The sequence below is a fragment of the Sphingomonas sp. genome, assembly GCF_035714405.1.
Classification (GTDB): domain Bacteria; phylum Pseudomonadota; class Alphaproteobacteria; order Sphingomonadales; family Sphingomonadaceae; genus Sphingomonas.
Genome location: NZ_DASTMA010000006.1, coordinates 46666 through 72188, shown reverse-complemented (window position 1 = coordinate 72188; position 25523 = coordinate 46666). Strand labels below are relative to the sequence as shown.

Here is a 25523-nt window from a genome sequence, read left to right as displayed (position 1 = left end):
TGAGGAGCGGGACTGACAAAAGCTGTCAGCTTCCGTTGCCCTCGCCCGACCCACGCCGTAACGCGCGCGACATGAGCGATACTCCCATGAAGGTCGTCCTCGCCTATTCCGGCGGGCTCGATACCAGCGTCATCCTGAAGTGGCTGCAGCGCGAGCGCGGCTGCGAGGTGGTCACCTTCACCGCCGATCTCGGCCAGGGCGAGGAGCTGGAGCCCGCGCGCGCCAAGGCGGTGATGATGGGGGTGAAGCCGGAGCACATCTTCGTCGACGACCTGCGCGAGGAGTTCGTCCGCGACTATGTCTTTCCGATGATGCGCGCGAACGCGCTGTACGAGGGGCTGTATCTGCTCGGCACCTCGATCGCGCGGCCGCTGATCGCCAAGCGCCAGATCGAGATCGCGCGTCAGGTCGGCGCGGACGCGGTCAGTCACGGCGCGACGGGCAAGGGCAACGATCAGGTCCGCTTCGAGCTCGGCTATTACGCGCTGGCGCCGGACATCAAGGTGATAGCACCTTGGCGGGAATGGGATCTGACCAGCCGCACCGCGCTGCTCGACTTCGCCGAGAAGAACCAGATTCCGGTACCCAAGGACAAGCGCGGCGAGGCGCCGTTCTCGACCGATGCCAATCTGCTCCATACCTCGTCCGAAGGGCTGGTGCTGGAGGACCCATGGTCCGAGGTGCCGGAGTATGTCTTCTCGCGCACGGTCAGTCCGGAGGACGCGCCCGACACGCCCGAGATCATCACGATCGACTTCGAGCGCGGCGACGCGGTGGCGGTGAACGGCGAGGGGATGAGCCCGGCCACGCTGCTGGCCAAGCTCAACGACTATGGCCGCACCCACGGTATCGGCCGGCTGGACCTGGTCGAGAACCGCTTCGTCGGCATGAAGTCTCGCGGCATGTACGAGACGCCTGGCGGCACCATCCTCCACACCGCGCACCGCGCGATCGAGCAGCTGACGCTCGACCGGGGCGCTGCGCACCTGAAGGACGAGTTCGGGCCGCGCTATGCCGAGCTGGTCTATAACGGCTTCTGGTTCTCGCCCGAGCGTGAGATGCTGCAGGCCGCGATCGACCATAGCCAGGCCAAGGTCGACGGGACCGTGCGGCTGAAGCTGTACAAGGGCTGCGCCCACGTCATCGGCCGCAAGTCGCCGCACTCGCTGTATTCGGAGAAGGTGGTGACGTTCGAGGACGACCAGGGCGCCTATGATCAGCGGGATGCGGAGGGGTTCATCAAGCTGAACGCGCTGAGGCTGCGGCTGCTGGGGCGGCGGGATCGGTGATCAGCGCATAACCACGTCGCCATGAACTTGTTTCAGGGTCCATGCGCGACCTTGGGTGTGCGGGTTGCGGGGGCACGGTGCGCATGGATGCTGAAACAAGTTCAGCATGACCGGGGGAGGCGTAACCCCGCCTTAAATGACGCTCGGCTAGGTAAAGGAGGTGCTGTCTACTTCCACGCTCCGCCGTGACGCCCTCCTTGCGCTCCTCCTCGCCTTGGTGCTCGGCGCGGCATGGGCGTGGCGAGCCTGGGTCAACCTGCAAGCGTTGCGGCTGCCAGATACCGACGACGTCGTTCGGCTCCAGCAAATCCGCGACTGGCTGGCCGGGCAAGCGTTCGCGGACCTCACCCAGTACCGGCTGGCGGGTGGCTCGCCGATGCACTGGTCGCGGCTGCCGGACCTGATCCCCGCCGCGTTGATTGCCATGCTGACGCCGTTGCTGGGAAGCCATGCCGCGGAGGTGACGGCGGTGATCGCCTGGCCGGTAATGCTGTTCGCCGCCGCGCTGCTGCTGGTGGCGCGGATCGCGCGGGCGCTGGGCACCCATGCGCCGACGGCGGTGGCGGTGGCGGCGATCGCTTATCCGGCCACGACTTTGTTCCTGCCGGGGCGGATCGATCATCACGGGGCTCAGATGGTGCTGCTGCTCGGCGCGGTGCTCGCCCTGCTGCGGCCAGCGAGCACGGGCGCGGGGTTCGCGATCGGCGTTCTCGCAGCAGTGAGCCTGGTGATCGGGCTCGAGACCATGCCGGTGCTGGCGGTGCTCGGCGCGTTTGCCATCGCCGAGTGGGTGATGGACCGCCGTGGCGCGGCGGCGCGGCTGCAGGGATTGGGTGTCGGCGCGCTGGTCGCGCTGGCTGCGGCGAAGGGCATCTTTGCGACCTCCGCATGGGATTTGCCCGCATGCGACGGGTTCACGCGACAGGCCTGGCAGGGAGCCGTGGCCGTCGCCCCGGCGCCCCTGCTGCTGGCCTTGCTCGATCAGCGGCTTAGCGGGTGGCGCGCGCGGCTCGGAGCGGCTGCTCCGGCAGCGATCGTCGCCGCCGGCGCGGCATTGTGGCTCTCGCCCGCGTGCCTGCGACCTTATGGCGGGGTCGATCCAGTCATGGCGCGACTGTGGCTTGCCGAAGTCGGCGAAGCGCAATCGCTGTTCGCGGCGCCCTTCGCCACTGCGCTGGGTTATGCCGGGCTGATGATCGCCGGGCTGATCGGCTCGATCTGGCAGTGGCGGGTGACGCGAAGCTGGGGGTGGGCGGCGCTGCTGACGTGCCAGGTCGCCGCGCTGGCGGTGACGCTGATGTCCTTGCGCGGTGCCTACGCCGGCGCATTGCTCGCTACGCCGGCGCTGGCGGCGGCGATCACGGCGGCACGCGAGAAGGGCGCGCTAAGACTGAGCGCGGCCTGGATCGCGTCGGCGGGGATGCTTTATCCGCTTGCCGCGAATGCGCTGACGCCGGCGGCGGCGTCGGCCCCGCAGGGCAGCGGGGATTGCGGATCCACCGCGATGCTGGCCGCCCTTGATGCACTGCCGGTCGGCACCGTCATCGCGCCGATCGATGCGGGCGCATATATCCTCGCCGGTACGCGGCACCGGGTGCTCGCCGCGCCCTATCACCGCAACGGTCAGGGCAACCGTGAGGTCTACGCCTTTTACCTCGGCGAAGCTGCGCAAGCGGCGGCGGTGGCGCGGCACGCGGGCGCCGATTACGCGCTGGCCTGCGCCGCGATGCCGGGGCCGGCCCGAGCCTCCGCGCTGCCCGGCTGGGGTGCGCTGGTCACGCTGCCGGACGGCGCGATTATCTACGCGCCCCGCTTGTCCCGGGAGCCGGCGGAGCGGTAGAGCCTCCGCATGCAGGGGGAGCGTCTCGGTTGGTGGCAAACGCGTGTTTTCGTGGTGTTGCTGACGCTTGCGTCGACGATCCCGCTGCTGTGGCCCGACATTCCGCCGCTGGTCGACCTGCCGGGGCATCTCGGCCGCTATCGCGTACAGCTGGCGATCGACGCCTATCCGCACCTGCGGCAATGGTATGACTTCCGCTGGTCGCTGATCGGCAATCTCGGCATCGACCTGCTGATCATCCCGCTGGCGCCGCTCATCGGGCTGGAGCTGGCGGTCAAGCTGATCGTCATCACCATCCCGGCGCTAACGGTGGCGGGGCTGTTGTGGATCGCGCGCGAGGTGCATGGGCGCATCCCGCCGGCCGCGCTGTTCGCGCTGCCGCTGGCGTACAGCTATCCATTCCAATTCGGTTTCGTGAATTTCGCGCTGTCGATGGCGATCGCGCTCAACCTGTTCGCGCTGTGGCTGCGGCTGGCGCGGCAAGGCCGGTTCCGCTTCCGCGCCGCGCTGTTCCTGCCGCTGTCGTGCCTGTTGTGGGTGTGCCATACTTTCGGCTGGGGCGTGCTCGGCGTGCTCGCTTTCTCCGCCGAGATGATCCGCCAGCATGACCGGCTGAAGGACGGGCAGAACGGCCACTGGCTCGAAAGCTGGGTGCGCGCCGGGCTCAGCTGCCTGCCGCTGGCGATCCCGATGGTGCTGATGATCTTCTGGCGCTCGGGCGATCATGTCACCGGCCAGACTGCGGACTGGTTCAACTGGCAGGCCAAGATCAACTGGGTGACGATGATCCTGCGCGACCGGTGGCAGCTGTTCGACCTGCTTTCAGTGCTGGCCCTGTTCGGCGTGCTGGTGTTCGGGCTGCTCGATCGGCGACTGGAGTATTCGCGCAATCTGGCGCTGTCGGCGGCGTTCCTGTGCGCGGTGTTCGTCCTGCTGCCGCGGATCGTGTTCGGCTCCGCCTATGCCGATATGCGGCTGGCGCCCTTTGTGCTGGCGGTGGCGGTGATCGCCATCCGGCCGCGCGCGGGGATGTCGCTGAAGGGGGCGGGGGTGCTGGCGGCGATCGGGCTCGCCTTCTTCGGAGCACGGCTGGGCGGGACGACGGTGAGCTACTGGCTGTATGACCGTACCTATGATCGCGCGCTGACGGCGCTGAACCATGTGCCGCAGGGCGCCCGCGTGTTGACGCTGATCGGGCGGCGCTGCCAGGATACATGGGCTTATTCGCGGCTCGAGCATATTCCGGCGATGCTGCTAGTGCGGCGGCTCGCTTTTTCGAACGATCAATGGTCGATGCCGGGCGCGCAGCAGCTGACCGTGCGCTACGCGGCGGCACGCGGCTGGGCACATGATCCCTCGCAGATCGTGACAGACCGCAAATGCCGGGGCGAGTGGTGGCGGCCAATCCGGCGTTCGCTGGCGGACTTCCCGCGCGCGGCGTTCGACTATGTGTGGATCCTGCAGCCACCGCTCTACGATCGCTCGCTGACGGATGGGATGACGCCGGTGTGGCGCGACGGGCGCGACGTGCTGTTGCGGATCGATCAGCCGCGCTTGAACGGGGTGAGTTCGCCGAGATAAGCGGTGTCCCGCGCCACCGCCTCGCGCTCGCGGACCAGGAAGTCGGCGACGGCGCGGCGGAAGCCGGGGTCGGGCAGGTAATGCGCCGACCAGGTCGGCACGGGGACATAGCCGCGCGCGAGCTTGTGCTCGCCTTGTGCGCCCGCTTCCACCGTCTTGAGCCCGCGCGCGATGGCGGCGTCGATTGCCTGATAGTAGCAGAGCTCGAAATGGAGGAACGGCACCTCCTCCGTACAGCCCCAATAGCGGCCGTAGAGCGTGTCGTCGCCGATCAGGTTGAGCGCGCCGGCGATCGGCATGCCGTCGCGTTCCGCCAGGATCAGCAGCACGCGGTCGCCCAGCGCCTCGCCGAGCAGCGGAAAGAAGGTGCGGGTCAGATACGGCGTCCCCCATTTGCGGGCGCCGGTGTCCTGGTAGAAGCGCCAGAACGCCGCCCACTCTCGCGGCCCGATCTCGGCGCCGACGAGATGGCGGACGGTCAGCCCCTCGACGGCGGCGGCGCGCTCCTTGCGGATCGCCTTGCGCTTGCGGCTGGCGAGCTGAGCGAGAAAGTCGTCGAACGTCGCATAGCCTTCATTCTGCCAGTGGAACTGCGTGCCCTGGCGGATCAGCCACCCCGCCGCCTCGAACAGCGGCACCTGCTCCGGCGCGACGAAGGTAGTGTGCGCGGAGGACAGCCCGTGCTGGTCGGTGACCGCCTCCAGCGCGGCGATCAGCGCCGGTGCGGCGTTGCGGTCGCGGAGCAGCAGGCGGGGGCCGGGGACGGGGGAGAAAGGGGCGGCGATCAGGAGCTTTGGGTAGTAGTTGCCGCCCGCGCGCTGCCACGCATCGGCCCAGCCATGGTCGAAGACATACTCCCCTTGGCTGTGCTGCTTCAGATAGGCCGGCGCGACCGCGGCGGGGGTGCCGTCCGCGCCGTCGACAATCACCGGCACCGGTTGCCAGCCGGAGCGGCCGCCGACGCTGCCGGACGCCTCGAGTGCGGCGAGGAAGGCGTGGCCAACGAAGGGGTTGGCGGTGCCGGCGCACGCGTTCCAATCGGCGGCGGGGATGGCGGCGACGCCGTCGGCAAGGCGGGCGGTGACGGCGGTCATTGGTGGGGTATGTAAGGGGTGAGCGGAGCAGGAGTAGAGTAAAGCCACGGACTGTCTCCAATCCTCCCTATAAGGGGAGGTGGCACACGCTCGCGCGTGACGGAGGGGTGTCACCGCTCGTGAGGTGGGACACCCCTCCACCACTCGCTGCGCGAGCGGTCCCCCTCCCCTTACAGGGGAGGATTTGAGGTCACCCCTTCACCTGGAACACCGCATCCACCTCCACCGCCGCGCCGCGCGGCAGGGTAGGGACGCCGACGGCGGCGCGGGCGTGGCGGCCGGCGTCGCCGAATACGTCCTGCATCAGCTCGGACGCGCCGTTGGCGACCTCGGGCTGCTGGGTGAAGCTGCCGGCGCTATTGACGAAGACGCCGAGCTTGACGACGCGCTCGACCCGGTCGAGGCCGACCGCCGCCTCGACCTGGGCGAGCAGCATCAGGCCGCACAGGCGTGCCGCCGCCTGGCCCTGCTCGACGTCCACGTCCTCGCCGAGTCGGCCCGTCACCACCTGCCCCTCGCGGAACGGCAGCTGGCCGGAGACGTGGAGCAGGCCGTTGGCGAGCACCGTGGGGACATAGGCGGCGACCGGCGCGGCGGCCTGGGGCAGGGTGATGCCGAGTTCGGTCAGGCGGTCTGCGATGCTCATGCGGGCTCCTTGTGGGTCGAGGCTTCGGCGAAGCGGGCGGCGATCCAGGCCTGTGCCTCGCGCCAGTCGTCGATGCGGGCATGCGCCTCGGGCGCGGGCGGGATGGCACCGGCGAGTTCGGGCTCGGACACCATGTGGAGGCGGTGGACCTGCGGGGCATGGCGCGCGACCGAGGCATGATGGATGGCGAGGTCGTCGACGAACACGGTTACCGGGTCGCCATGCTCGGCGACGAGCCGCGCGACGGGCTCGCCCTTGCCGCCCGAATTGCAGACGACGCGGTGGTGGATGCCGAAGCGGGCGAGCTGTTCCAGCCTGGGGCCCTGGCATTCCTCCTCCAGATTGGTGAGGACGACGATATCGGCGGTCTCGGCCAGCGCCGCCAGCGCCTCGGCGGCGTGAGGGACCAGCGTCTGGCGGTGCATCTCGGTCGGGAAGAAGGCGCGGAGCAGCGTCCACATCTCGGTCGGCTCGAGCGGCCCCTCGCGGTCGCGGCGGCGCATCGATTTCTGGAAGTCGCCGGCGCCGATGTGGAAGTCGATGTCGTGATGCTCGTCGAGCCAGGTGCGGAAATGCTTCACCATGTGCAGCAGCACTTCGTCGCAGTCCGTGATGAGGAGCGGTCTCATGCGTCGAGCGCCTCGGCGGCGCGGGCGAGTGCTGTGGGCGGCACGTCCAGGCCAGCCGCGCACGCGACCAGATCGGCCTCGTGGGCGAGGAGGAACTGGAGCGAGGCAGCCAGCACGGCGGGGTCGCTCAGGCGCGCGCGCAGGTCGGCGGGGTCGATGCCGGTCACCGCGAGCACCCGCTGCGCGCGCTCGGGTTCGGCAAGGGTCCAGACCAGCGCGCGTAGCGCCAGGGTGGGGGCGTCCTCGATTGTGTCGGGTCGACGCATCGCCTAGCGTCCTTGGCTCGATTGCATGGGGGCCGCGTGGCAAAGAAGGTGCTCGTTGTCGAGGACAACGAACTCAATCTGAAACTGTTCTGCGACCTGCTGCGCGCGCACGGGCACGCGGTGGAGCCGGTGCGCGATGGGCGTGAGGCGGTGGCGCGCGCGGCGGCGTTCGGGCCGGACCTGATCGTGATGGACATCCAAATGCCGTACGTCACCGGCTTCGAGCTGATCGTCGCGCTGAAGGCGGATGCAGGCCTGGCGGCGATCCCGGTGATGGCGGTGACCGCCTATGCCGGGCGCGACGACGAGGAGCGGATCCGCGCGGCAGGGGCGGCGGCGTACGTCTCCAAGCCGATCAGCCTGGCGCGGTTCATGGAGACGGTGAACGGGCTGCTGTGACCTAGGCGCGACGCGGCAAAGCCGCGTCGTCGGTCCTAGGCGAGCCTAGGCCGGCCGAGTTTGCGCGAGTCTTGCGCCAGCGTGGCGCAAGCCGCGCTTCACTTAATCTTCGCTTCCTTGAAGTCGACGTGCTTGCGCACGACGGGGTCGTACTTCTTGAAGGACAGCTTCTCGGTTTTGGTCCGCGGGTTCTTCTTCGTGACGTAGAAGAAGCCGGTGTCGGCGGAGCTGACGAGCTTGATCTTGACGGTGGTCGGCTTGGCCATGAGCCCTATCCTGAAATGCAAGCGAGCGGCCGGCATGGGCGCCGCCGCTCTGAACAGCCGCGGCGCATGACGGATCGGTCCGCACAAGTCAACGTGCGTGGTGTCGCACAGCCTTAATCACCGGGTAACCTTTCGGGCGCAGCCTCGCTTCGGGACATGAGCGGGGCTGCTATGGCGCGGGCAATCGATCTGGAAGCGGTGCGGTACGAACTTAGCGCGCGAATCGCGGCGATCGACGTGCGCGCGCCGTATCTCGGCTGCGGGGAGGTGGCGGTCGCGGTGGACGAGATCCGGCACATCGCGCATCATGCCGGGCTCAATCCCACCGTCACGGTGGCGCACTTCATCGAGGCGGCGCTGGCGCGCGGCGAGCGCGGCGCGGTGCATGGCTGGCTGTCGATGCTGCGCGACGCGGTGGGTGCGGACCGACAGGACGTGGCGGCGTGCGATGCGTTCGCCGCCGCCTGTTCGGTGAGGCTCGCCGCCTGAGATGGACGCCCTGATGGCGGCGTTGGTTGCCGTTGCATTGGCGCAGGTGGGAGATCGGCCGGCGCATCTGGCGGCGATCCTGGCGGATCGGTATCGCGCGCCGGGGCTGGTAATCGTCGCGGCGCTGCTGGCGCTGGCGGCGGCGAGCGGGATCGCGGCGGCGGGCGGGGCGCTGATCGCGCCGATCATGACCCCGGAGGCACGGCAGCTGCTGCTGGCGCTCGCCCTGCTCCTGCAAGGGGGTGGCGCGCTGTGGCGCGGCAAGCCACCCGAGCGGCTCGCCGGGTGGAAGCTCGGCGCGTTCCCGACGTCGCTGCTAGGCCTGTTCATCCTGTTCTTTGGCGACGGCGTGATGTTCGTCGTCCTCGCTTTGGCGGCGCGTAGCGAGGTGCCGGCGTTGGCGGCGCTGGGCGCGACACTGGGGGCGCTGGCGGTGGTCGTGCCGGCGGTACTGCTGGGTGAGGCGGCGTGGACCCGATTGCCGCTCGTCACGACGCGGCGGGTGATCGGTGCGCTGTTCGTCGTCGCAAGCCTTTGGTTGGGCATGGGGGCGCTCAGGCTGGTGTGAGCCGGCCGAAAGGTCACACTAAGGTCACACTAACGCGAACCGACATCGACGGCGTCGATCGGTGGCTTGCCGCCTTGCACGGCGGCGACCGCCTCCACCCGTTCCATCACGCGCAGGATGTTGCCGCCGGCCAAGTTGGCCAAATTGGCATCACTCCAACCTCTGCGCGCGAGCTCCGCGAACAGCAGCGGATAGGCGTCGACACCCTTCATGCCCGTCGGCCCGGTGCCCTGGATGCCGTCATAATCGCCGCCGAGCCCGACCGCGTGGTGGCCGGCGACGCGGGCGATGTGGTCGAGATGGTCGGCGACGGTGGCGACGGTCACCGCCGGCTCGGGGCGTGCGGCGTCCCAGGCGACCAGCGGCGCGGGTGCTCGCGTCCCGTAAGCGTCGGCGGGAACGCCCGCACTCCTGGCGAAGTCGCTGCGTGCGCGGTCCCAGGCACGCCATGCGGTCGACAGGAACGACGGATAGAAATTCACCATCACCACCCCGCCTTTCGCGCCGATCGCGCGGAGCAGGTCGTCCGGGATGTTGCGCGGCGCGTCGGCGATCGCACGGGCATTGGAGTGCGAAGCGATCACCGGCGCCGTCGAGACGCCAAGCACGTCGCGCGCGGTGGTGTCGGCGACATGGCTGATGTCGACGATCATGCCGATGCGGTTCATCTCCGCCACCACCTGCTTGCCGAAGGGGGACAGGCCGCCGGCGCGAGGCGCATCGGTCGAGCTGTCAGCCCAGTTGAGGCTCTTGCCGTGGGTCAGCGTCATATAGCCGACGCCGAGCGCCTTGTACTGGCGCAGCACCGCAAGGCGGCCGTTGATCTGGTGGCCGCCCTCGACCCCGATCAGCGACGCGATGCGGCCCTGCCGGGTCAGGCGGCGGATGTCGGCGGCGGTGGTGGCGAGCGCGAAGGTGGTCGGTTGCGCGGCGACCAGGCGGCGGACGACGTCGATCTGCTCCAGCGTCAGCTCGACGGCGCGGGGGCCGGGGGTGTCGGCGGGGATCCAGACCGACCAGAACTGTGCGCCGACTCGGCCCTTTCTCAGACGTGGAATGTCGGTCTGTAGCGGGCGGGGCAGCTGGGACGTGTCGCGGGTGAGGTCGGTTGCCTCGACGGCGTTGCCTTGCGAGTCGCGCAGCTCCCAGGCGAGATCATTGTGACCGTCGATCACCGGTTGGCGCGCGAGGACGCGATCGACGCGCGCCGCGACCGCGCGATCGGGCTGGACCTGGGCGAGCAGGAGGAGGGCGAGGATCATGCCCCCAGGCTCAGGAAAGGCGAATGTTGAGAAAGTGGAGGACGTCGCCGGTGCTCCACTTTCATTCCGACGGGCAAGGTGGGGGCGGTACGCATCGGCCGATCAAAGCAGATCGGCGCGCTGTAGGACAGGGGCGGGCGACTTCGCTAACCCAGGTTGAAGGCGGGGCGATCTCCCGTCCGCAGCGGGGAACGCGACACGTCGTCGTTCATTGGCGAAAAGCAATAAACAGGAGGTCGAGGCGATGAACGGTGGCGAGACCAGCATCCTGGCGCCGCTGCTGCTCGCGGTCGCGGCGACGGTGGCGCTGGCGGCGATCGGCTTTGCCTTGAAGCGCCGCGGCAAGCTGCGCGGGCGCGGGGCGGCGCTGGGCTGGGCGGTGCTGACGGTACTGCCGCTGTTCGGCTCGGGCGCGGCGATGTTCGTGAGCCATCTGGCGGATGAGGCGTCCGGCCGGACCAAGTCGGGGGTCAGCGATTTCGAGGCGCGCGGCGCGCCGTAAGCGGGTGCGGCTTGCGGCCCCGGCGGGCCGATGCCAGACAGCGGCATCGTCCGTTTGCAAAGGTCCGCCCATGCGCCGCCTGTTCCTGCCTGCCCTGCTGCTCGGGTCCGCTGCCTTCGCGCAGACGCCCGCGAACTCGCCGGCGATCTCTGTCGAAACGCTGAAGACAGTGACGCAGACGCTGTCGTCGGACGCCTATGAAGGCCGCGCGCCGACTACGCCCGGCGAGGAGAAGACCGTTGCCTATCTGATCGAGCGGTTCAAGGCGGCGGGGTTGCAGCCGGGCAATCAAGGTCAATGGACGCAGGACGTGCCGATGGTGGAGATCACCGCCGGCGAGGTGGCCCCGCTGACCTTCACCGGCGGCAAGACGCCGGTCAGCATGGCGTATCGCACCGACATGGTGGCGGGCACCTATCGCGTGGTGCCGTCGATCAGCGTCGCCAATTCGCCCGTCGTCTTCGTCGGCTATGGCATCACCGCGCCCGAAAAAGGGTGGGACGACTATGCCGGGGTCGACGTGCGCGGGAAGACGGTGGTGATCCTGGTCAACGATCCGGACTGGCAGACCAAGGGGTCGACAGGGCCGTTCGAGGGCCGCGCGATGACCTGGTACGGGCGGTGGCCGTACAAGTACGAGAACGCGGCCAAGCACGGCGCCGCGGCGGCGATCATCGTCCATGAGAGCGAGCCCGCCGCGTACGGCTGGCCCGTCGTGCAGTCGAGCTGGACGGGGCCGCAGATCGGGCTGGACGAAGCGGGCGACCATATGGACCAGAGCCAGCTGGTCGGCTGGATGCAGCTGGCCAAGGCGCGCGAGCTGTTCGCGTCGGCCGGCAAGGACTTCGCGGCCCTGTCCGTGGCCGCCAAGCGCAAGGGCTTCAAGGCGGTGCCGCTGGGCGTCGCCATGTCCGCTTCGTTCAGGAACACGATCCGACGGCAGGCGTCGAAGAACGTGATCGGCGTGCTGCCGGGGACTTCCGCGAAGGAGGAGACCGTCCTGTATTCGGCGCATTGGGACCATCTCGGGCGGTGCGACGCGGTCGCCGGCGACGACATCTGCAACGGGGCGCTCGACAATGCGACGGGGACGGCGGGCCTGGTCGCGCTGGCGGAGGCGCATGCCAAGGCCGGGCCGGCGAAGCGGTCGGTCGCTTTCCTGGCGGTGACGGCGGAGGAGTCGGGGCTGCTCGGATCGCGCTATTATGCCGAGCATCCGGTGTATCCGCTCGCCCGCACCGTCGGTGGCGTCAACATGGACGGGCTGAACGTGACCGGGCGGGCGCGGGACTTTGTGCTGACCGGGGCGGGCAAGTCGGAGCTGGAGGACCTGGTGCGGCCGATCGTGGCGGCGCAGGGGCGCCGGATCAGCCCGGAGCCGACGCCGGAGCGCGGCTTCTACTACCGCTCCGACCATTTCTCCTTCGCCAGGCTGGGGGTGCCGATGCTGTACGGCGATTCGGGCGAGGACCTGGTCGCGGGCGGCGCCGCCGCGGGGCGCGCGGCGGCGGAGGATTATGTCGCCAACCGCTATCACAAGCCGGCCGACCAGTATGATCCGAAGTGGGATTGGGCCGGGGCGGTCGAGGATCTGGATGTCTATTATGCGCTGGGGCGCACGCTGGCGGACAATACGGGGCTGTGGCCGAACTGGTATCCGACGGCGGAGTTTCGGGGGGTGCGGGACAAGGATCGGGCGGGCGCGAGGTAAATCCTCCCCTGGCAGGGGAGGTGGCACGCGCTTGCGCGCGAGGGAGGGGTGTCGCCCGCTGTGAGTCTCACTTGCGGTGATACCCCTCCACCACCGGCGCGAGCGGCGGCGGTTCCCCTCCCCTTGCAGGGGAGGATTGGCTAAAGGCCGCATCATGCATCCCAAACCCCCTCCCCCCGAATGGGCGCCCCACGCGGCGGTGTGGATCGGCTTTCCCAGCCACCCCGAGCTGTGGGCGGACGACCTCGACGAGGCACGCGAGGAGGTGATCGGCTTCGCGTGCGCGGTCCATGCCGGTGGGCGGGGCGAGCAGGTGCTGCTGGTCGCAGCCGACGCCGAGGCCGCTGCTGCGGCGGCGGCGATGGCCTCGTTCGCGCAGGTCTTGGTGGAGCCGTTCGGGGACATCTGGCTGCGCGACACCGGGCCGATCGTCGGTGGTGACGGGGTCGGGCGGCTGTTCCGCTTCAACGGTTGGGGGGGCAAGTACGACTTGCCGGGTGATGACAGCATCGGCGAGCGGCTGGCGCACGGGCGCGGGCTCGCCGTCACGGCGCACGACTGGGTGCTGGAGGGCGGCGCGCTCGACGGTGACGGGACAGGAACCGTCGTTACGACCGAACAGTGCCTGCTCAACCCCAACCGCAATGGGCTGATGCCGCGCGCCGAGATCGAGGCGCAGCTGGGGACGGACCTGGGCTATCGCCGCGTCGTCTGGCTGGGCGAGGGGCTGGCGAACGACCATACCGACGGCCATGTCGACAACCTCGCGCGGTTCGTCGCGCCCGGGGTGATCGCGCTGCCGGAGCCGGCCGAGGATGATCCCAATCGGCAGGTGTACGAGGACGCTGCGCGCGCGGCGCGCGCGGCGGGGCTGGAGGTGGTCGGCGTCCCCTCGCCGGGCCGCGTGCTGCGCGACGGCGAGGTGGTGCCGGCGAGCTACATGAACTTCTATATCGGTAACGCAGCCGTGGTGGTGCCGACCTATGGGGCCGCGAACGACGCGGCGGCGGTGGCGGCGATCGGCGCGCTGTTCCCGGGACGCGATGCGGTGGGCTTGCGCGCGGACGCGATCCTGACCGGTGGGGGGAGCTTCCACTGCATCTCGCAGCAGGTGCCGGGTTGAAGAAACATCCTCCTCGCGAGTGGTTCGTCGAAGGGCGTGGCAAGCCCTACATGCCAGCAACTTGGGAGGGTTGGCTGATCGTCGGAGTGCCAGCCGCTCTGGTAGCTATTGCGATCCTGTTGGGATGGGGCGGGTAGGCTAAGCACCCGTGGCGACTTTAGGAGATATCCCCTACATCGCTGCCCATGACCCAGATCACCGTTGCCGCGCTGCAGCTCGCCTTTTCCGACGATCTCGAGCGCAACATCGCCAACGTGTCGCGGCTGGTGCGCGAGGCGGCCTGGCGGGGCGCGCAGGTGATCCTGCCGCCGGAGCTGTTCGAGGGCGAGTATTTCTGCCGGGTGGAAGACGAGGGGCTGTTTGCGCAGGCCAAGCCGGTGGCTGAGCATCGCGCGGTCATGGCGATGCAGGCGCTGGCGGCGGAGCTTGGGGTGACGATCCCGACCAGCTTCTTCGAGGCGGACGGGCCGCATCATTATAATAGCCTGGCGATGATCGGGCCGGACGGGGCGGTGCAGGGCGTTTACCGCAAGAGCCATATCCCGGACGGGCCGGGCTATGAGGAGAAGTTCTATTTCCGTCCCGGCAATACCGGGTTCAAGGTATGGCCCGGACCCGGCGCGAAGCTCGGCGTCGGGGTGTGCTGGGACCAATGGTATCCCGAGACCGCGCGCGCGATGATGCTGATGGGGGCGGAGGTGCTGTTCTATCCGACCGCGATCGGGTCCGAGCCGCACGACACGTCGCTGGACACCGCACGGCTGTGGCGGCGCGCGATGGTGGGACATGCGGTGTCGAACGTGGTGCCGGTGGTTGCGGCCAACCGCGTCGGGGTGGAGCACGGGCAGACCTTCTACGGCACCAGCTTCATCGTCGACGAGCGCGGCGACGTGCTGGCGGAGCTGGATCGCGAGGAGGAGGGCGTCATCGTCGCGACGCTCGACCTCGACCGCGTCAAGCGGCACCGCGCGGCGTTCGGGTTTTTCCGGGATCGAAGGCCGGAGCTGTACGGACGGCTGGTGGAGGACGTGTAGGCGTTCCTCCCCGTTCACGGGGAGGTGGCAGCCGCTTCCGCGGCTGACGGAGGGGCGTCTCCGCACACGACCAGCTCGCGCTACCGCCCCTCCACCACTCGGCTGCGCCGAGCGGTTCCCCTCCCCGTTCACGGGGAGGATCTGATTACCGCGCCGTCCGCGCCCGTTGGATGAACGCGGCGGTCAGCTCGGGCTGGGTGATCGGGAGCATGTGGCCGCCGTCGGTGAGTTCCAGCCGGGCGCCGGTGATCTCGCCGACGGTCTGTTCGCCGTGGAGCTGATAGCCGAGGATGTTGTCCTCGCGTGCGTAGAGGACCGAGACGGGCAGTTGCAGCTCGCCATAACGCGCGGCGATGCCTGCCATCTCGTCGGCTGCGGCCTGCATCTCGAAGATGGCGGCGTAGACGTTGCCCGGACGGAGCGCGAGCAGGCCGCCGCCTTTGACCGCGAAGTCCGCGGGCACGGGCTCGGGCGCGAACACCGCCTTGGCGCTCTGTTCGCGGGTCAGCGTGCCGACCGGCACCGCCAGCAGATTGGCGACGAGCGTCCGGCTGATCTTGGACGCACCGCCCGCGGCCAGGCCCCGGAACGCGGCGGGCACCTCGGTCTGCGGCTGGGTCAGCGGCGCGATCAGCGCCAGTGCGGAGACGAGGCCGGGACGGTCGAGCGCCAGCGACAGGCTGATCGCGCCGCCCAGCGAATGGCCGACCAGCAGCGGGCGCTTGAGGCCCAGCGCGTCGATCGCCTGCGCGATGGCGTCGGCCTGGTCCTTCAGTCCCGGCTCGACGCCGGCTGGAACCGTGGAATAGCCCGAGCGCGGGCGGTCGATGATGACGAGGCGGTGGCCCGGCAGCCGGTCGCTCAGCGCATAGGTGAAGTTGCGTAGCTGCCCGCCGAGCCCGTGGATCATGACGATCGCCGGGCCCTCGCCCACATCGAGATAGTGCAGCCTGGCGCCGTCGACATCGAGGAACTTGCCGTCGGCGGGGACCTGCCGCTCGGCGCGTTTGCCCTGCCATTGCGAGAACAGCGCCAGCCCCGCGCCTACGGCTGCCGCGCCTGCGCCGATCGCCGTCCAGTTTGTCTTTGCCACGCTTCTACCCCTTCGATTCTTCGCGCAGAGCGCGTGGTGGGCGGGCAAGTTCCGTTCGCAGCGCCAGCGCGCGTGCGAACACCGCCTCGAACATCGGCGCCGTCAGCTTGCGCGTATTCTGGTTGTAGCGCGAGCAGTGGTAGCTGTTGAGCAAGACGCGGCCATCGGCGAGGCGATGCTCGGCGAGGTGCCCGAACCTGGCGGTGCTGGGTTTGAGCTCGAGCGCGCGGGCGGCGGAATCGTGGGCGATCTGGCCCAACGCGACGAGCACGCGGACGTTGGGCAGCGCAGCGAGCGGGGCTTCGAGGAACGGGCGGCAGGTGCGGATCTCGGCCGGGGTAGGCTTGTTGGCGGGCGGCAGGCAGCGGACCGCGTTGACGATCACCGCGCCGCACAGCCGCAGGTCGTCGGCCGGGTCGGCGCCGTAGGTGCCGGTGGCGAGGCCGAACCGCAGCAGCGTCGCGTAGAGCAGCTCGCCCGCGAAATCTCCCGTAAAGGGCCGCCCCGTTCGATTGGCGCCGTGCTTGCCCGGCGCCAGGCCGACCACCGCCAGCCACGCATTGGGATCGCCCCAGGCGGGCACCGGCGCGTTCCACCAGCCGGGATGCTCCAGGCGGCATTCCTCGCGGAAGGCGACCAGTCGCGGACACAAGGGGCAGTCGCGCGGCGGCTCGGTCGTGGGCAGCGGCGAGAGTGCGGACAGCATCGCGATCGGGTAGGCGGCGGCGATGCGGTTCACAAGTTACGCGATCGCGCTCGGGTCCAACCGTCGGGGACGGCATGGTCCGCCCGAAGCGGAGGTGCGGGCGGCGGCGCGGGCGCTGGGCGCACGCACCCTGTCGCGCGTAATGGCGAGTGCCGCGATCGGCCCGTCGGTCCGCCGGTTCGCCAACGCGGTGGCGCTGGTCGACAGCGATCTGTCCCCGCCCGCGATGCTGGTGCTGTGCAAGCGGATCGAGCGCGACTTCGGCCGTCGCCGCGGGCAGCGCTGGGGTGCAAGGGTGATCGACCTCGACCTGGTACTGTGGTCGGGCGGCGCGTGGCGGTCGGTGGGGCTGAGCGTGCCGCACCATGCATTCCGCGAGCGACGCTTCGTGCTCGGCCCGCTCGTCCAGGTGGCGCCGGGGTGGCGCGACCCGGCGACCGCGCTGACCGTGCGCCAGCTCCACGCGCGGTTGACCCGGCCGCGACCGCTGGCCTAGGCGCTGGCGCGCCGCGCCGTTGATGGTCGGCCCACGCTGGTTGGGGTCCGTAGCTCAGTTGGTAGAGCAAGCGACTTTTAATCGAGAGGTCCCGGGTTCGAGCCCCGGCGGACCCACCAGCGGACGCGCGCGCGTTAACTCCTTGATGACGATGATCGCGTGGAACGCCATGCCGTTTCGTGCGCTTCAAGACGATAAGGGGCTGGCATGATCGACGGGAAGGACACAGCGCTCGCGCCGCGGGCCAGGGCGAGGCGCAAGCTGTTCCAGCCGGCGCAGCTCGACGCCGCCGGCGGCACGCGACGGATGCATCTGCTCGATCTGTCCGAGACCGGCGCCTTGGCGAACAGCCCAGAGCCGCCGCCGAGCGGCAGCTTCGTCAGCCTGATCTGCGGCGACCTGCGCCGCTCCGCCCGCGTGGTGTGGGTCGAGGGACGGCGGTTCGGCCTCGCCTTCGTGATGCCGCTGAGCGCCAACGAAGTGCAAGGCGTGCTGCAATTGGGGACCAAGACGTGCTGTTCGACGGACACCGGCGACAGGTCGGCGATCAGCCCGACGCGAGCAGGCGCTTCGCCGCCTTCAGGTGAGGGGCGTCCACCATCCGGCCGTTGAGCTGGAGCGCGCCCGCGCCCGGATTGGCGGCGAACAACTCCACCACGGCGCGGGCATGGGCGAGCTCCTCGTCGGACGGGGTGAAGGCGGCATTGATCACCGGCACCTGCGTCGGGTGGATCGCCATCATGCCGGTAAAGCCGTCGCGGCGGCCCCGCGCCGCATAAGCGGCGAGGCCGTCGAGGTTGCGAAAGTCCGGGTAAACGGTCTCGATCGCCGGCACGCCCGCAGCATGCGCGGCGAACAGGGTCAGCGATCGTGCGAGCTTGTACGGGTCGGTGTAGCTGCCGTCGGCTTCGCGGCTGGTGGAGGCGCCGATCGCGGCGGGCAGATCTTCCGCCCCCCAGGTCAGGCCGGCGAGATGCTCGCGTGCCTGGCCATAGGTGCCGAGCTGGAAAAGTGCCGCCGGGGTCTCGGACGCAACGGGCAGAATCGGGACGCCGGGCGCCTTGGCCGCGAGCGCGGCGATGCTGGGCGCGCCCTCCGCTTTTGGCAGCATCAGCCCGTGGGGACGACCCACCAGAACCGCGGCGAGATCGTCGTCGATCAGCCCGGAGTCGAGCGGGTTGACGCGGACGAACAGGACGCGCGTGCGCTCCTGCGCCAGGTAAGCGGCGATCGCGGCGCGGGCCGCGGGCTTGCTCGCTGGGACAACCGAATCCTCCAGATCGAGGATCAGCGCGTCCGCGCCGCTCGCCGCGGCCTTCGCGAAGCGTTCCGGACGGTCACCGGGGACGAACAGCAGCGAGCGGAGTTTCACGCGCGCTCGGCCAGCTTGCGTTCCCAAGCCAGTGCGTCGGCGACGATGGTGTCGAGATCGTCGCGCTGTGGGCGCCAGGGCAGGGCGGCGAGGATGGCGCGGTTGTCGGCGACGAGCTCCGCCGGATCGCCGGCGCGGCGCGGCTCCATGCGGCGGTCGAGCTTCAGGTTGGTGACGCGGTCGACGGCATCGAGCACCTCCATCACCGAAAACCCCCGGCCGTAGCCGCAGTTGAGGGTGTGGCTCTTGGCCGGCTCGGCGACGAGCAGCTCGAGTGCCGCGACATGCGCGGCGGCGAGGTCGGAGACGTGGATGTAATCCCGCACGCCGGTGCCGTCGCGGGTCGCGAAGTCGGTGCCGAACACCGAGACGTGGGGCCGTTTGCCGGTCGCGGCCTCGGCGGCGATCTTGAGCAGGTGAGTGGCGCCGGCGGTCGACTGGCCGGAGCGGCCCTGCGGATCGGCGCCGGCGACGTTGAAATAGCGCAGCGCGCAATAGTTGAGCGGGTGCGCGGCGGCGACGTCACGCAGCATTGCCTCCGTCATCAGCTTGCTGGTGCCATAGGGATTGATCGGCACCGTCGGGTCGCCCTCCGCCACGGGCACACGCTCGGGGGTGCCGTAGGTCGCGGCGGTCGAGGAGAAGATGAAGTGCGGCACGCCCGCTGTCACCGCGCTCTCCAGCAGCGAGCGCGTCGCGGCGGTGTTGTTGCGATAGTATTTTAGCGGGTCGCTGACCGATTCCGGTACCACCACCGAGCCCGCGAAGTGCATGATCGCAGCGACGCGATGCTCGCGCAGGACGCCGACCATCCCTTCGTCCGCCACATTCATCTCGACCAGGGTGGCGCGCGGATCGACCGCCCAGGCGAAGCCGGTGACGAGGTTGTCGACCACCACCACCTCATGCCCCGCGTCGAGCAGCGCCAGCACCGCATGGCTGCCGATATAGCCGGCGCCGCCGGTGACCAGAACCTTGCCGTCGATCAATGGGGCTCTCCTTTGCGCCGCTCCTATCTGCTTCCTACATGGGGAGAAAGCTTCAGGAGATTGATCGATGACCGAATATGCGACGTTCGCGGGCGGCTGTTTCTGGTGCGTGGAAGCGGTGTTCAAGGACGTGATCGGCGTCGAGACGGTCGAGAGCGGCTATATCGGGGGTCATGTCGAAAACCCCGGCTATCGCGAGGTGTGCAACGGCACCACCGGCCATGCCGAGGCGATCCGCGTCGGCTTCGACCCCGCACAGCTTAGCTATGCCGACCTGCTCGACATCCACTTCGCGACCCACGACGCGACGCAGCTCAACCGGCAGGGTAACGATGTCGGTACGCAATACCGGTCGGCGATCTTTCCGGAGACGGTGACGCAGGAAGAGCAGGCCAGGGAGGCGATCGCGCGGGCGCAGGCGGGTTCCGCCAAGCCGATCGTGACGACGATCGAGGCGTTCTCCACCTGGTATCCGGCCGAAGGCTATCACCAGGATTATTGGGAAACGTCGGGCCGCTCCAATCCGTACTGCATGGCGGTGATCCCGCCCAAGCTGCAGAAGCTGCGGAAGAGTTTCGCGGAGCGGGCGAAGAGTTTGGCGGCGTGAACGATCCTCCCCGTTCACGGGGAGGGGGACCGCTCGCGCTTGCGCGAGTGGTGGAGGGGGCGGGGAGCAAGGACGACACCGGCGGCGAGCCCCTCCGTCAGCCGGCAAGCCGGCCGCCACCTCCCCGTAAACGGCGAGGATCAAGGGTGTGCGGCGCGTTTCAGCCGGTCGGCTATCGCCTCGCCGATGCCGTGCGTCGGCATCGGGGCGATCGCGATACCTCGGCGGTCGCTGGCGTCGGCGCGGTGGAGGGCGGCGAAGAGGTTGGCGGCAGCTTCCACCAGGTCGCCCTGCGCGGATAGCGTGTCGTCGCCGGCGATCGGGCCAAAGCCGATCAGCCATTCGTCGCGTCCTGCGCGGGCTGCGTTCAGCCGGAGCGGCTTGGCTGGCGCGTAATGGCTGTCGAGTTGCCCCGGCGCAGTCACCCCCTCCGGCGAGAGCCGAGCCCCAGTCGGCCGAGCCAGTGACTCAGCCGCTGGCTTGGGTCGGAGTTCCGCGTCTGGGCCCCGGCTTTCGCGGGGGAGGGTGGTTATGACCGCGTCAATCATTCCAGCTGTAATCGGCCCAGGACGCAGCATCGCGCGGCCGGCCACGATGGTCGACTCCACGCCGGTCGGGCACGCGCCGTCGTCGAGGATCAGCGGCACCGCGTCGCCCAGGCTGGCGGCGACGTGCTCCGCCCGGGTGGGGCTGATGCCGCCGCTGCGGTTGGCCGAGGGGGCGGCCAGGGGTCGGCCGCTCGCCCTCAGCAGCGCCTGCATCGCGCGGTGGGCGGGCACCCGGATCGCGACGGTTGCCAGCCCGGCTGTCACTGCAGGCGCCAGCCCCGCCTCGGCGCGCACCGGCAGCACCAGCGTCAGCGGTCCGGGCCAGAACGCCGCCGCCAGTGCCTCTGCGTCCGCATCGAACACCGCCAGCGTCCGCGCGCTTGCCACATCGGGCACATGCACGATCAGCGGGTTGAAGCTCGGCCGCCCCTTCGCGGCATAGATGCGCGCCACCGCCAGCGGATCACGGGCGTCGGCGGCGAGGCCGTAGACCGTCTCGGTCGGCACCGCGACGATCCCGCCCGCCGCGATCAGCGCGGCGGCTTTCGCGACCGCTTCGTCGCTGAAGGGCAGGATCAGGGGCATGGCCGTCCATAGCGAGCCGGTGCGCGCGCCGTCACTCTCAACCTTTTGTTGAGCGTGCCGCACTACCGTCCTCCCCATGAAGCGATCCACCCTGATGATGATGGCCCTCGGCGTTCCCGTATTCACCGGCGTCGTGGCAATCGGCACCTTCTGGATGATCTCGCCAGCGATCGACGCGCCGCTCCCGCCGGCGCCGGTCGCGGCGCAGCCGCTGACGCCGCCGCCACCACCCGCGCCCGTCGCGGAGCCCGCCCCAGCGGAGCCTGCGCCGACCCCGCCGGTGGCCGGGCAAGCCGCGCCGGTGCCGGGCCAGCCGATGCTCGACCCGGCACCGATGCTCGATCCGACGCCGCCGCAACCGGCGGGCGCTTCCTCGTCCCCATCGCAGCCCCAAGCCCAGCCGCCGTCGCAGCCCGCGCCGCAGCCGCAAGCGAACGCCGGCGTGGCGCAGCTGCCGGTCCTCCAGTAAGGGCGCTCTCCGCCCCTTCGGAGACCGCCAGTGCCCTTCACCCCGCCCACCGCCGAGCAGCGCTTCGTGCTCGAGCATGTCGTGCGCCTGCCCGAGCTCGCCGCCACACCGCGGTTCGCCGCCGCGAGTCCCGACGTGATCGACGCGGTGCTCGACGGCGTCGGCCAGATCGCAGCCGGCGAATGGGCGCCGCTCAACCGGATCGGCGACACGGTCGGCGCGAAATGGTCGCCGAACGGCGTGACCATGCCCGCCGGCTATGCGCAGGCCTACAAGGATTATGTCGAGGGCGGCTGGGGCACGATCGGCGTCGCGGAGGAATGGGGCGGGCAGGGGCTGCCCTTCGCGATCCAAACGGCGGTGCTCGAGACGCTGGGCGCCGCGAACATGGGCTTTGCGCTGTGCCCGACGCTGACGGTGGGCGCGATCGAGGCGCTGGCGCATCACGGTACGCCCGAGCAGCAGGCACTATACCTGCCGAAGCTCGCGACCGGCGAGTGGACGGGGACGATGAACCTGACCGAGCCGCAGGCGGGCTCCGACGTCGGCGCGCTCAGGACGGTCGCCACCCCGCGCGGCGACGGGACGTGGAGCATCAAGGGCACCAAGATCTACATCTCGTTCGGCGACCACGACCTGGCGCCCAACATCGTCCACCTGGTGCTCGCGCGCACCCCGGACGCGCCGGCGGGGACGCGCGGCATCAGCCTGTTCCTGGTGCCCAAATACCGGCTCGACGCCAGCGCCGCGCCGGGCGCGTTCAACGACGTCCGCGTGGTTTCGATCGAGCACAAGATGGGGCTGCACGCCTCACCGACCTGCGTCCTGTCGTTCGGCGACGCGGACGATTGCGTCGGCGAGCTGATCGGCCCGGTCGGCGGCGGTATGCGCGCCATGTTCACGATGATGAACAACGCGCGGCTCAATGTCGGGCTGCAGGGGGTGCAGGTGGCCGAAGGCGCGACCCAGGCGGCAGTGGCGTATGCCCTGGATCGGGTCCAGTCGGCCCGCGCGGGCAGTGCCAACCGCGAGGCGGTGCGGATCGTCGAGCATCCCGACGTGCGGCGGATGCTGATGCGGATGAAGGCGCAGGCGCAGGCGGCGCGGGCGCTGGTCTATTATGCGGCCGGGCAGGTCGATCGCGCGACTTTGGGCGTGGAGGGCGCGAAGAACCGGCTGGAGCTGGTGACGCCGCTGGCCAAGGCGCATGGCACCGATCTCGGCAACGAGGTCGCGAGCCTGGGCATCCAGGTCCATGGCGGCATGGGCTATGTCGAGGAGACGGGCGCCGCGCAGTTCTTCCGCGATGCGCGGATCACCCCGATCTATGAGGGCACCAACGGCATCCAGGCGGCCGACCTGGTCGGGCGCAAGCTCGGGCTGGAGGGTGGCGCGGCGTTCGCAGGCCTGATCGCCGACATGCGCGCCGAAGTGGCGCATGACGAACTGCTGACGCTGGTCGAGACCTGCGACGTCATCGGCCAGCGGCTGGCGGAGGCGGGGCATGACGACCGGCTGGCGGCGAGCTATCCTTTCCTGACGATGCTGTCGGTGGCGGTGTGCGGCTGGCTGCTGGAGCGCGAAGGCCGGGCGGCGGGCGACGACGATTTCGGGCGGATGAAGCGGGCGACGGTGCGCTTCTATCTCGACCAGATCGTGCCGGAGGCACTCGGCCTGCGCGCCGCGGCGTCGGCGAGCGCGGAGGTGCTGTACGCGGTCGAGGCGGAGGCGTTTGCGGGGTAGGGAGTAGGGAGTAGGTATCCTCCCTGACTCCTGACAGCCTTCCCCGGCGGAAGCCGGGGCCCAGATGCGGTTATCCGACGAACGCTGGGCTTTGATGCCGGCGCGGCCGACTGGGCCCCGGCTTCCGCCGGGGAGGGTGGACACGGCGAGCGGGAGAGCCCTACTCCCTACTTCCTACTCTCCCTATCTGCCCCTCATGTTCGACCTCGAAACCTACCTCCGCCGCATCCACCTGCCCGCCCGGGTCACGCTGGACGCGGCGGGCCTGCAGCGGCTGCAGCGCGCGCACCGGCTGTCCATCCCGTTCGAGAATCTCGACGTGGCGCTCGGCCGCGGCGTGGCGATCGACTCCGCGTCGGTGTTCGCCAAGCTGGTGACGGCGAAGCGGGGCGGTTTCTGCTTCGAGCACAACCGGCTGTTCGGCGACGCGCTGGCGGCGCTGGGCTTCGACGCGCGGCCGCTGCTGGCGCGGGTATGGCTCAACGCCCGCGACGCGCCGCCGCTCAACCATGCGGTGACGCTGGTGACGATCGAGGGGCAGCCCTGGCTGGCGGATGCCGGGTTCGGCGGCAGCTATACGCCGCCCATGCCGCTGACCGATGGCGCGGAGGCGACCGCGCCGGATGGCGCACGGCTGCGGCTGACGGCGGCCGCGACGCTCGGCTGGCTGCTGTCACGCGACGGCCCGGCGGCGACCACCGACGGCCGTGGCACCGAACCGGGGTGGCAGAAGCAGTACAGCTTCACGCTCGACGCAGTGGACGACGACGCGCTGGCGGCCGGTAATGCCTGGGCCTGCACGTCGCCCGACAGCCGCTTCACGCAGAAGACCGTGGTCAGCATCCCCCTGCCGCACGGCTTTGCCACGCTGACCGACCGTAGCTATCGCCGTCGCGCCGGCGCCCAGGAGAATGCGGGCGAGATCACCGATCCGCGCGTGTACCGGATGCGGCTGAGCCTGATGTTCGGGATCGACCTGACCAAGGAAGAGGTCGCGGGGTTGGGGCTGTTCTAGGCCCGCTCGACGTCCAGCAACTCGCCCGTGTCCAGCCCCAGCAGTTCGATATAGTCGCGGATGCGCGGCCACTGACTGGTCACGAAATGGTCGCGCTCGGCGACGCGCAGGCGCTCCGCTGCACCGGCAAGGACGAACATGCCGACGCCGCGCCGCACCTCGACATAGCCGTCGTCCTGGAAGCTCTGATAGGCCTTGGCGACGGTCAGCGGATTGGCGCCGTGCTCCGCCGCGAGCGCGCGGACCGAGGGAAGCTGGTCGCCCGCGACAAAGTCGCCGCGGAGGATGCCCGCCGCGATCGTGCCGCGCAGGCGCAGATAGACGGGGGAGTCCTCACCGTTCAGAGCTGTCATGCTGCCTTAATACAGCAACGAACGTGCTAGTCGAGTCCTTCTCCGCGCCAAGCGGTGACCAAGGTTGCCAGATCGGGACGCGGACGCTCCTCCAGCGGGCGCTGCGGCGTGCCGATGAAGACGAAGCCGGCGATGCGTGTGCCGTCCGGCCCGAACGCCGCGCGCACCGTGTCGGAAAAGGCGGCCCAGCCGGTCAGCCAGCCGGCGGCAAAGCCCAGCGCATGCGCGGCATGGAGCAGGTTCATGGTGACCGCGCCGGCCGACAGTTCCTGCTCCCACACCGGCACCTTGTGGCCGGGCACGGGGGCGGAGAGGATGACGACCAGCGCCGGGGCCTGAAAAGCAAAGGCGCGGGCGGAGTCGATGTCGTGCGCCGCGGCTTGCGGATTGGCTTGGGTGTAGGCGCGCGCGAGCAGGTCGGCGAAGTCGCGGCGCTGGTCGGCGGCGATCGTGACGAAGCGCCAGGGCGCGAGCTTGCCATGGTCCGGTGTTCGCGCGGCGATGCTGAGCATCTGGTGCAGCTCGGCGTCGCTCGGACCAGGCGCGCCGAGATCGCGCGGCTTGCCCGAGCGGCGGGTGGCGAGTGCTTTGAGGTAGGAGGAGCGGTCGTTGAACATGGGCGCGGTTTAGCGAAGACGGCGGGGCTTACCACCCCAGGGAAGGCGCGTTGCCCCCGCGACAAGCTATCCACCCCCGCGCAGGCGGGAGTCCAGTTGGGACGCACACAGTTGGCGAGGGCGGACCTTCGATCTTCGAGCAGCCCGCAACTGGACCCCCGCCTGCGCCGGGGTGGATGGATGAGCAGATGGATGCACGGCGGTGCGGCAGGGCAGGGCGAGGCTGCAAGG

At 69.8% G+C, this 25523-nt stretch carries 29 protein-coding genes and 1 tRNA gene; 17 read left to right on the top strand and 13 right to left on the bottom strand.

The genetic code is table 11. From position 1 onward, the window contains the following. Window positions 1-71 precede the first annotated feature (71 nt). The 3 genes from VFQ64_RS01505 to VFQ64_RS01495 all read left to right on the top strand — a co-directional run bounded on the left by VFQ64_RS01505 (window position 72) and on the right by VFQ64_RS01495 (window position 4710). Complete coding sequence (locus VFQ64_RS01505; protein WP_325101531.1) at window positions 72-1289, top strand: argininosuccinate synthase; 1218 nt, start codon at window positions 72-74, stop codon at window positions 1287-1289. Between the two features lie 160 nt (window positions 1290-1449). Further along, window positions 1450-3129 (top strand): hypothetical protein, encoded by a 1680-nt coding sequence (locus VFQ64_RS01500; protein WP_325101530.1) that lies wholly within the window; start codon window positions 1450-1452, stop codon window positions 3127-3129. Between the two features lie 9 nt (window positions 3130-3138). After that, complete coding sequence (locus tag VFQ64_RS01495) at window positions 3139-4710, top strand: hypothetical protein (protein ID WP_325101529.1); 1572 nt, start codon at window positions 3139-3141, stop codon at window positions 4708-4710. Here the strand turns inward: VFQ64_RS01495 and VFQ64_RS01490 are convergent. The 4 genes from VFQ64_RS01490 to VFQ64_RS01475 all read right to left on the bottom strand — a co-directional run bounded on the left by VFQ64_RS01490 (window position 4674) and on the right by VFQ64_RS01475 (window position 7345). Further along, a complete protein-coding gene (locus VFQ64_RS01490; RefSeq protein WP_325101528.1) occupies window positions 4674-5804 on the bottom strand; it encodes a GNAT family N-acetyltransferase in 1131 nt (376 codons plus the stop codon). The genes VFQ64_RS01495 and VFQ64_RS01490 overlap by 37 nt on opposite strands. 190 nt (window positions 5805-5994) lie before the next feature. Then, a complete protein-coding gene (locus tag VFQ64_RS01485; RefSeq protein WP_325101527.1) occupies window positions 5995-6450 on the bottom strand; it encodes a RidA family protein in 456 nt (151 codons plus the stop codon). After that, window positions 6447-7079: an HAD family hydrolase gene (locus VFQ64_RS01480; protein WP_325101526.1), complete on the bottom strand. Its 633-nt coding sequence runs from the start codon at window positions 7077-7079 to the stop codon at window positions 6447-6449. Before VFQ64_RS01480 ends, VFQ64_RS01485 begins: the two co-directional genes overlap by 4 nt. Next, the gene (locus tag VFQ64_RS01475) at window positions 7076-7345 is read right to left on the bottom strand and encodes a DUF3572 family protein (RefSeq protein WP_325101525.1); all 270 of its coding nucleotides are present in this window, start codon (window positions 7343-7345) and stop codon (window positions 7076-7078) included. The genes VFQ64_RS01480 and VFQ64_RS01475 overlap by 4 nt, the downstream gene beginning before the upstream one ends. Before the next feature lie 36 nt (window positions 7346-7381). Between VFQ64_RS01475 and VFQ64_RS01470 the strand changes: the two genes are divergently transcribed. Further along, the gene (locus VFQ64_RS01470) at window positions 7382-7744 is read left to right on the top strand and encodes a response regulator (RefSeq protein WP_325101524.1); all 363 of its coding nucleotides are present in this window, start codon (window positions 7382-7384) and stop codon (window positions 7742-7744) included. A 98-nt stretch (window positions 7745-7842) separates the two neighbouring features. Here the strand turns inward: VFQ64_RS01470 and rpmG are convergent, their stop codons facing one another. Then, window positions 7843-8010 carry a 50S ribosomal protein L33 gene (gene rpmG / locus VFQ64_RS01465; RefSeq protein WP_055844439.1) on the bottom strand — a complete coding sequence of 56 codons (168 nt, stop codon included), beginning with the start codon at window positions 8008-8010 and terminating at the stop codon, window positions 7843-7845. 156 nt (window positions 8011-8166) lie between these two features. On the opposite strand from rpmG, the gene VFQ64_RS01460 reads away from it, so the two are divergent. Then, a complete protein-coding gene (locus tag VFQ64_RS01460; RefSeq protein ID WP_325101523.1) occupies window positions 8167-8499 on the top strand; it encodes a hypothetical protein in 333 nt (110 codons plus the stop codon). Window positions 8500-8512: 13 nt separating this feature from the next. Continuing rightward, a complete protein-coding gene (locus VFQ64_RS01455) occupies window positions 8513-9067 on the top strand; it encodes a TMEM165/GDT1 family protein (RefSeq protein ID WP_325101522.1) in 555 nt (184 codons plus the stop codon). A gap of 29 nt (window positions 9068-9096) precedes the next feature. On the opposite strand, the gene VFQ64_RS01450 is transcribed toward VFQ64_RS01455, so the two are convergent. Then, the gene (locus VFQ64_RS01450; RefSeq protein WP_325101521.1) at window positions 9097-10329 is read right to left on the bottom strand and encodes a dipeptidase; all 1233 of its coding nucleotides are present in this window, start codon (window positions 10327-10329) and stop codon (window positions 9097-9099) included. A gap of 211 nt (window positions 10330-10540) precedes the next feature. Between VFQ64_RS01450 and VFQ64_RS01445 the strand changes: the two genes are divergently transcribed. From VFQ64_RS01445 to aguB, 4 genes are all read left to right on the top strand, one after another. Next, window positions 10541-10831: a hypothetical protein gene (locus VFQ64_RS01445; protein WP_325101520.1), complete on the top strand. Its 291-nt coding sequence runs from the start codon at window positions 10541-10543 to the stop codon at window positions 10829-10831. A 70-nt stretch (window positions 10832-10901) separates the two neighbouring features. Continuing rightward, window positions 10902-12542 carry a M28 family metallopeptidase gene (locus VFQ64_RS01440; RefSeq protein WP_325101519.1) on the top strand — a complete coding sequence of 547 codons (1641 nt, stop codon included), beginning with the start codon at window positions 10902-10904 and terminating at the stop codon, window positions 12540-12542. A 154-nt stretch (window positions 12543-12696) separates the two neighbouring features. Then, on the top strand, window positions 12697-13665 hold the full coding sequence (locus tag VFQ64_RS01435) for an agmatine deiminase family protein (protein ID WP_325101518.1): 969 nt from the start codon (window positions 12697-12699) through the stop codon (window positions 13663-13665). A gap of 185 nt (window positions 13666-13850) precedes the next feature. Beyond that, on the top strand, window positions 13851-14699 hold the full coding sequence (aguB, locus tag VFQ64_RS01430; RefSeq protein ID WP_325101517.1) for an N-carbamoylputrescine amidase: 849 nt from the start codon (window positions 13851-13853) through the stop codon (window positions 14697-14699). Window positions 14700-14844: 145 nt separating this feature from the next. Here aguB and VFQ64_RS01425 read toward each other — a convergent pair whose 3' ends face one another. Both VFQ64_RS01425 and VFQ64_RS01420 read right to left on the bottom strand, forming a co-directional pair. After that, complete coding sequence (locus VFQ64_RS01425) at window positions 14845-15792, bottom strand: alpha/beta hydrolase (protein ID WP_325101516.1); 948 nt, start codon at window positions 15790-15792, stop codon at window positions 14845-14847. Between the two features lie 4 nt (window positions 15793-15796). Continuing rightward, window positions 15797-16498, bottom strand: a complete 702-nt coding sequence (locus VFQ64_RS01420; protein ID WP_325101663.1) for a uracil-DNA glycosylase — start codon at window positions 16496-16498, stop codon at window positions 15797-15799. 22 nt (window positions 16499-16520) lie between these two features. Between VFQ64_RS01420 and folK the strand changes: the two genes are divergently transcribed. The 3 genes from folK (at window position 16521) to VFQ64_RS01405 (ending at window position 17606) form a co-directional block, all read left to right on the top strand. Further along, the gene (gene folK / locus VFQ64_RS01415) at window positions 16521-16994 is read left to right on the top strand and encodes a 2-amino-4-hydroxy-6-hydroxymethyldihydropteridine diphosphokinase (protein ID WP_325101515.1); all 474 of its coding nucleotides are present in this window, start codon (window positions 16521-16523) and stop codon (window positions 16992-16994) included. A gap of 43 nt (window positions 16995-17037) precedes the next feature. Beyond that, window positions 17038-17113: transfer RNA gene (locus tag VFQ64_RS01410), tRNA-Lys, on the top strand. 88 nt (window positions 17114-17201) lie between these two features. Then, window positions 17202-17606, top strand: a complete 405-nt coding sequence (locus VFQ64_RS01405; RefSeq protein WP_325101514.1) for a PilZ domain-containing protein — start codon at window positions 17202-17204, stop codon at window positions 17604-17606. On the opposite strand, the gene VFQ64_RS01400 is transcribed toward VFQ64_RS01405, so the two are convergent. Together VFQ64_RS01400 and galE are read right to left on the bottom strand one after the other, a co-directional pair. Then, complete coding sequence (locus VFQ64_RS01400) at window positions 17542-18366, bottom strand: CoA ester lyase (RefSeq protein WP_325101513.1); 825 nt, start codon at window positions 18364-18366, stop codon at window positions 17542-17544. The genes VFQ64_RS01405 and VFQ64_RS01400 overlap by 65 nt on opposite strands. Beyond that, on the bottom strand, window positions 18363-19355 hold the full coding sequence (galE, locus tag VFQ64_RS01395) for a UDP-glucose 4-epimerase GalE (RefSeq protein ID WP_325101512.1): 993 nt from the start codon (window positions 19353-19355) through the stop codon (window positions 18363-18365). Before galE ends, VFQ64_RS01400 begins: the two co-directional genes overlap by 4 nt. Before the next feature lie 67 nt (window positions 19356-19422). On the opposite strand from galE, the gene msrA reads away from it, so the two are divergent. Next, window positions 19423-19962 carry a peptide-methionine (S)-S-oxide reductase MsrA gene (gene msrA / locus VFQ64_RS01390; protein WP_325101511.1) on the top strand — a complete coding sequence of 180 codons (540 nt, stop codon included), beginning with the start codon at window positions 19423-19425 and terminating at the stop codon, window positions 19960-19962. Window positions 19963-20102: 140 nt separating this feature from the next. Here msrA and VFQ64_RS01385 read toward each other — a convergent pair whose 3' ends face one another. Beyond that, window positions 20103-21095 (bottom strand): L-threonylcarbamoyladenylate synthase, encoded by a 993-nt coding sequence (locus VFQ64_RS01385; RefSeq protein ID WP_325101510.1) that lies wholly within the window; start codon window positions 21093-21095, stop codon window positions 20103-20105. A 76-nt stretch (window positions 21096-21171) separates the two neighbouring features. On the opposite strand from VFQ64_RS01385, the gene VFQ64_RS01380 reads away from it, so the two are divergent. The 3 genes from VFQ64_RS01380 (at window position 21172) to VFQ64_RS01370 (ending at window position 24322) form a co-directional block, all read left to right on the top strand. Then, entirely contained in the window at window positions 21172-21564 is a 393-nt protein-coding gene (locus tag VFQ64_RS01380; RefSeq protein WP_325101509.1) for a hypothetical protein, read from the top strand. A 30-nt stretch (window positions 21565-21594) separates the two neighbouring features. Next, complete coding sequence (locus VFQ64_RS01375) at window positions 21595-23307, top strand: acyl-CoA dehydrogenase (protein ID WP_325101508.1); 1713 nt, start codon at window positions 21595-21597, stop codon at window positions 23305-23307. A gap of 196 nt (window positions 23308-23503) precedes the next feature. Further along, window positions 23504-24322: an arylamine N-acetyltransferase family protein gene (locus VFQ64_RS01370; protein WP_325101507.1), complete on the top strand. Its 819-nt coding sequence runs from the start codon at window positions 23504-23506 to the stop codon at window positions 24320-24322. Here VFQ64_RS01370 and VFQ64_RS01365 read toward each other — a convergent pair. Both VFQ64_RS01365 and VFQ64_RS01360 read right to left on the bottom strand, forming a co-directional pair. Continuing rightward, window positions 24319-24675 carry a GntR family transcriptional regulator gene (locus VFQ64_RS01365; protein WP_325101506.1) on the bottom strand — a complete coding sequence of 119 codons (357 nt, stop codon included), beginning with the start codon at window positions 24673-24675 and terminating at the stop codon, window positions 24319-24321. The two genes, VFQ64_RS01370 and VFQ64_RS01365, sit on opposite strands and share 4 nt — an antisense overlap. 26 nt (window positions 24676-24701) lie before the next feature. Beyond that, window positions 24702-25292: a nitroreductase gene (locus VFQ64_RS01360; protein WP_325101505.1), complete on the bottom strand. Its 591-nt coding sequence runs from the start codon at window positions 25290-25292 to the stop codon at window positions 24702-24704. Window positions 25293-25523 lie beyond the last annotated feature (231 nt).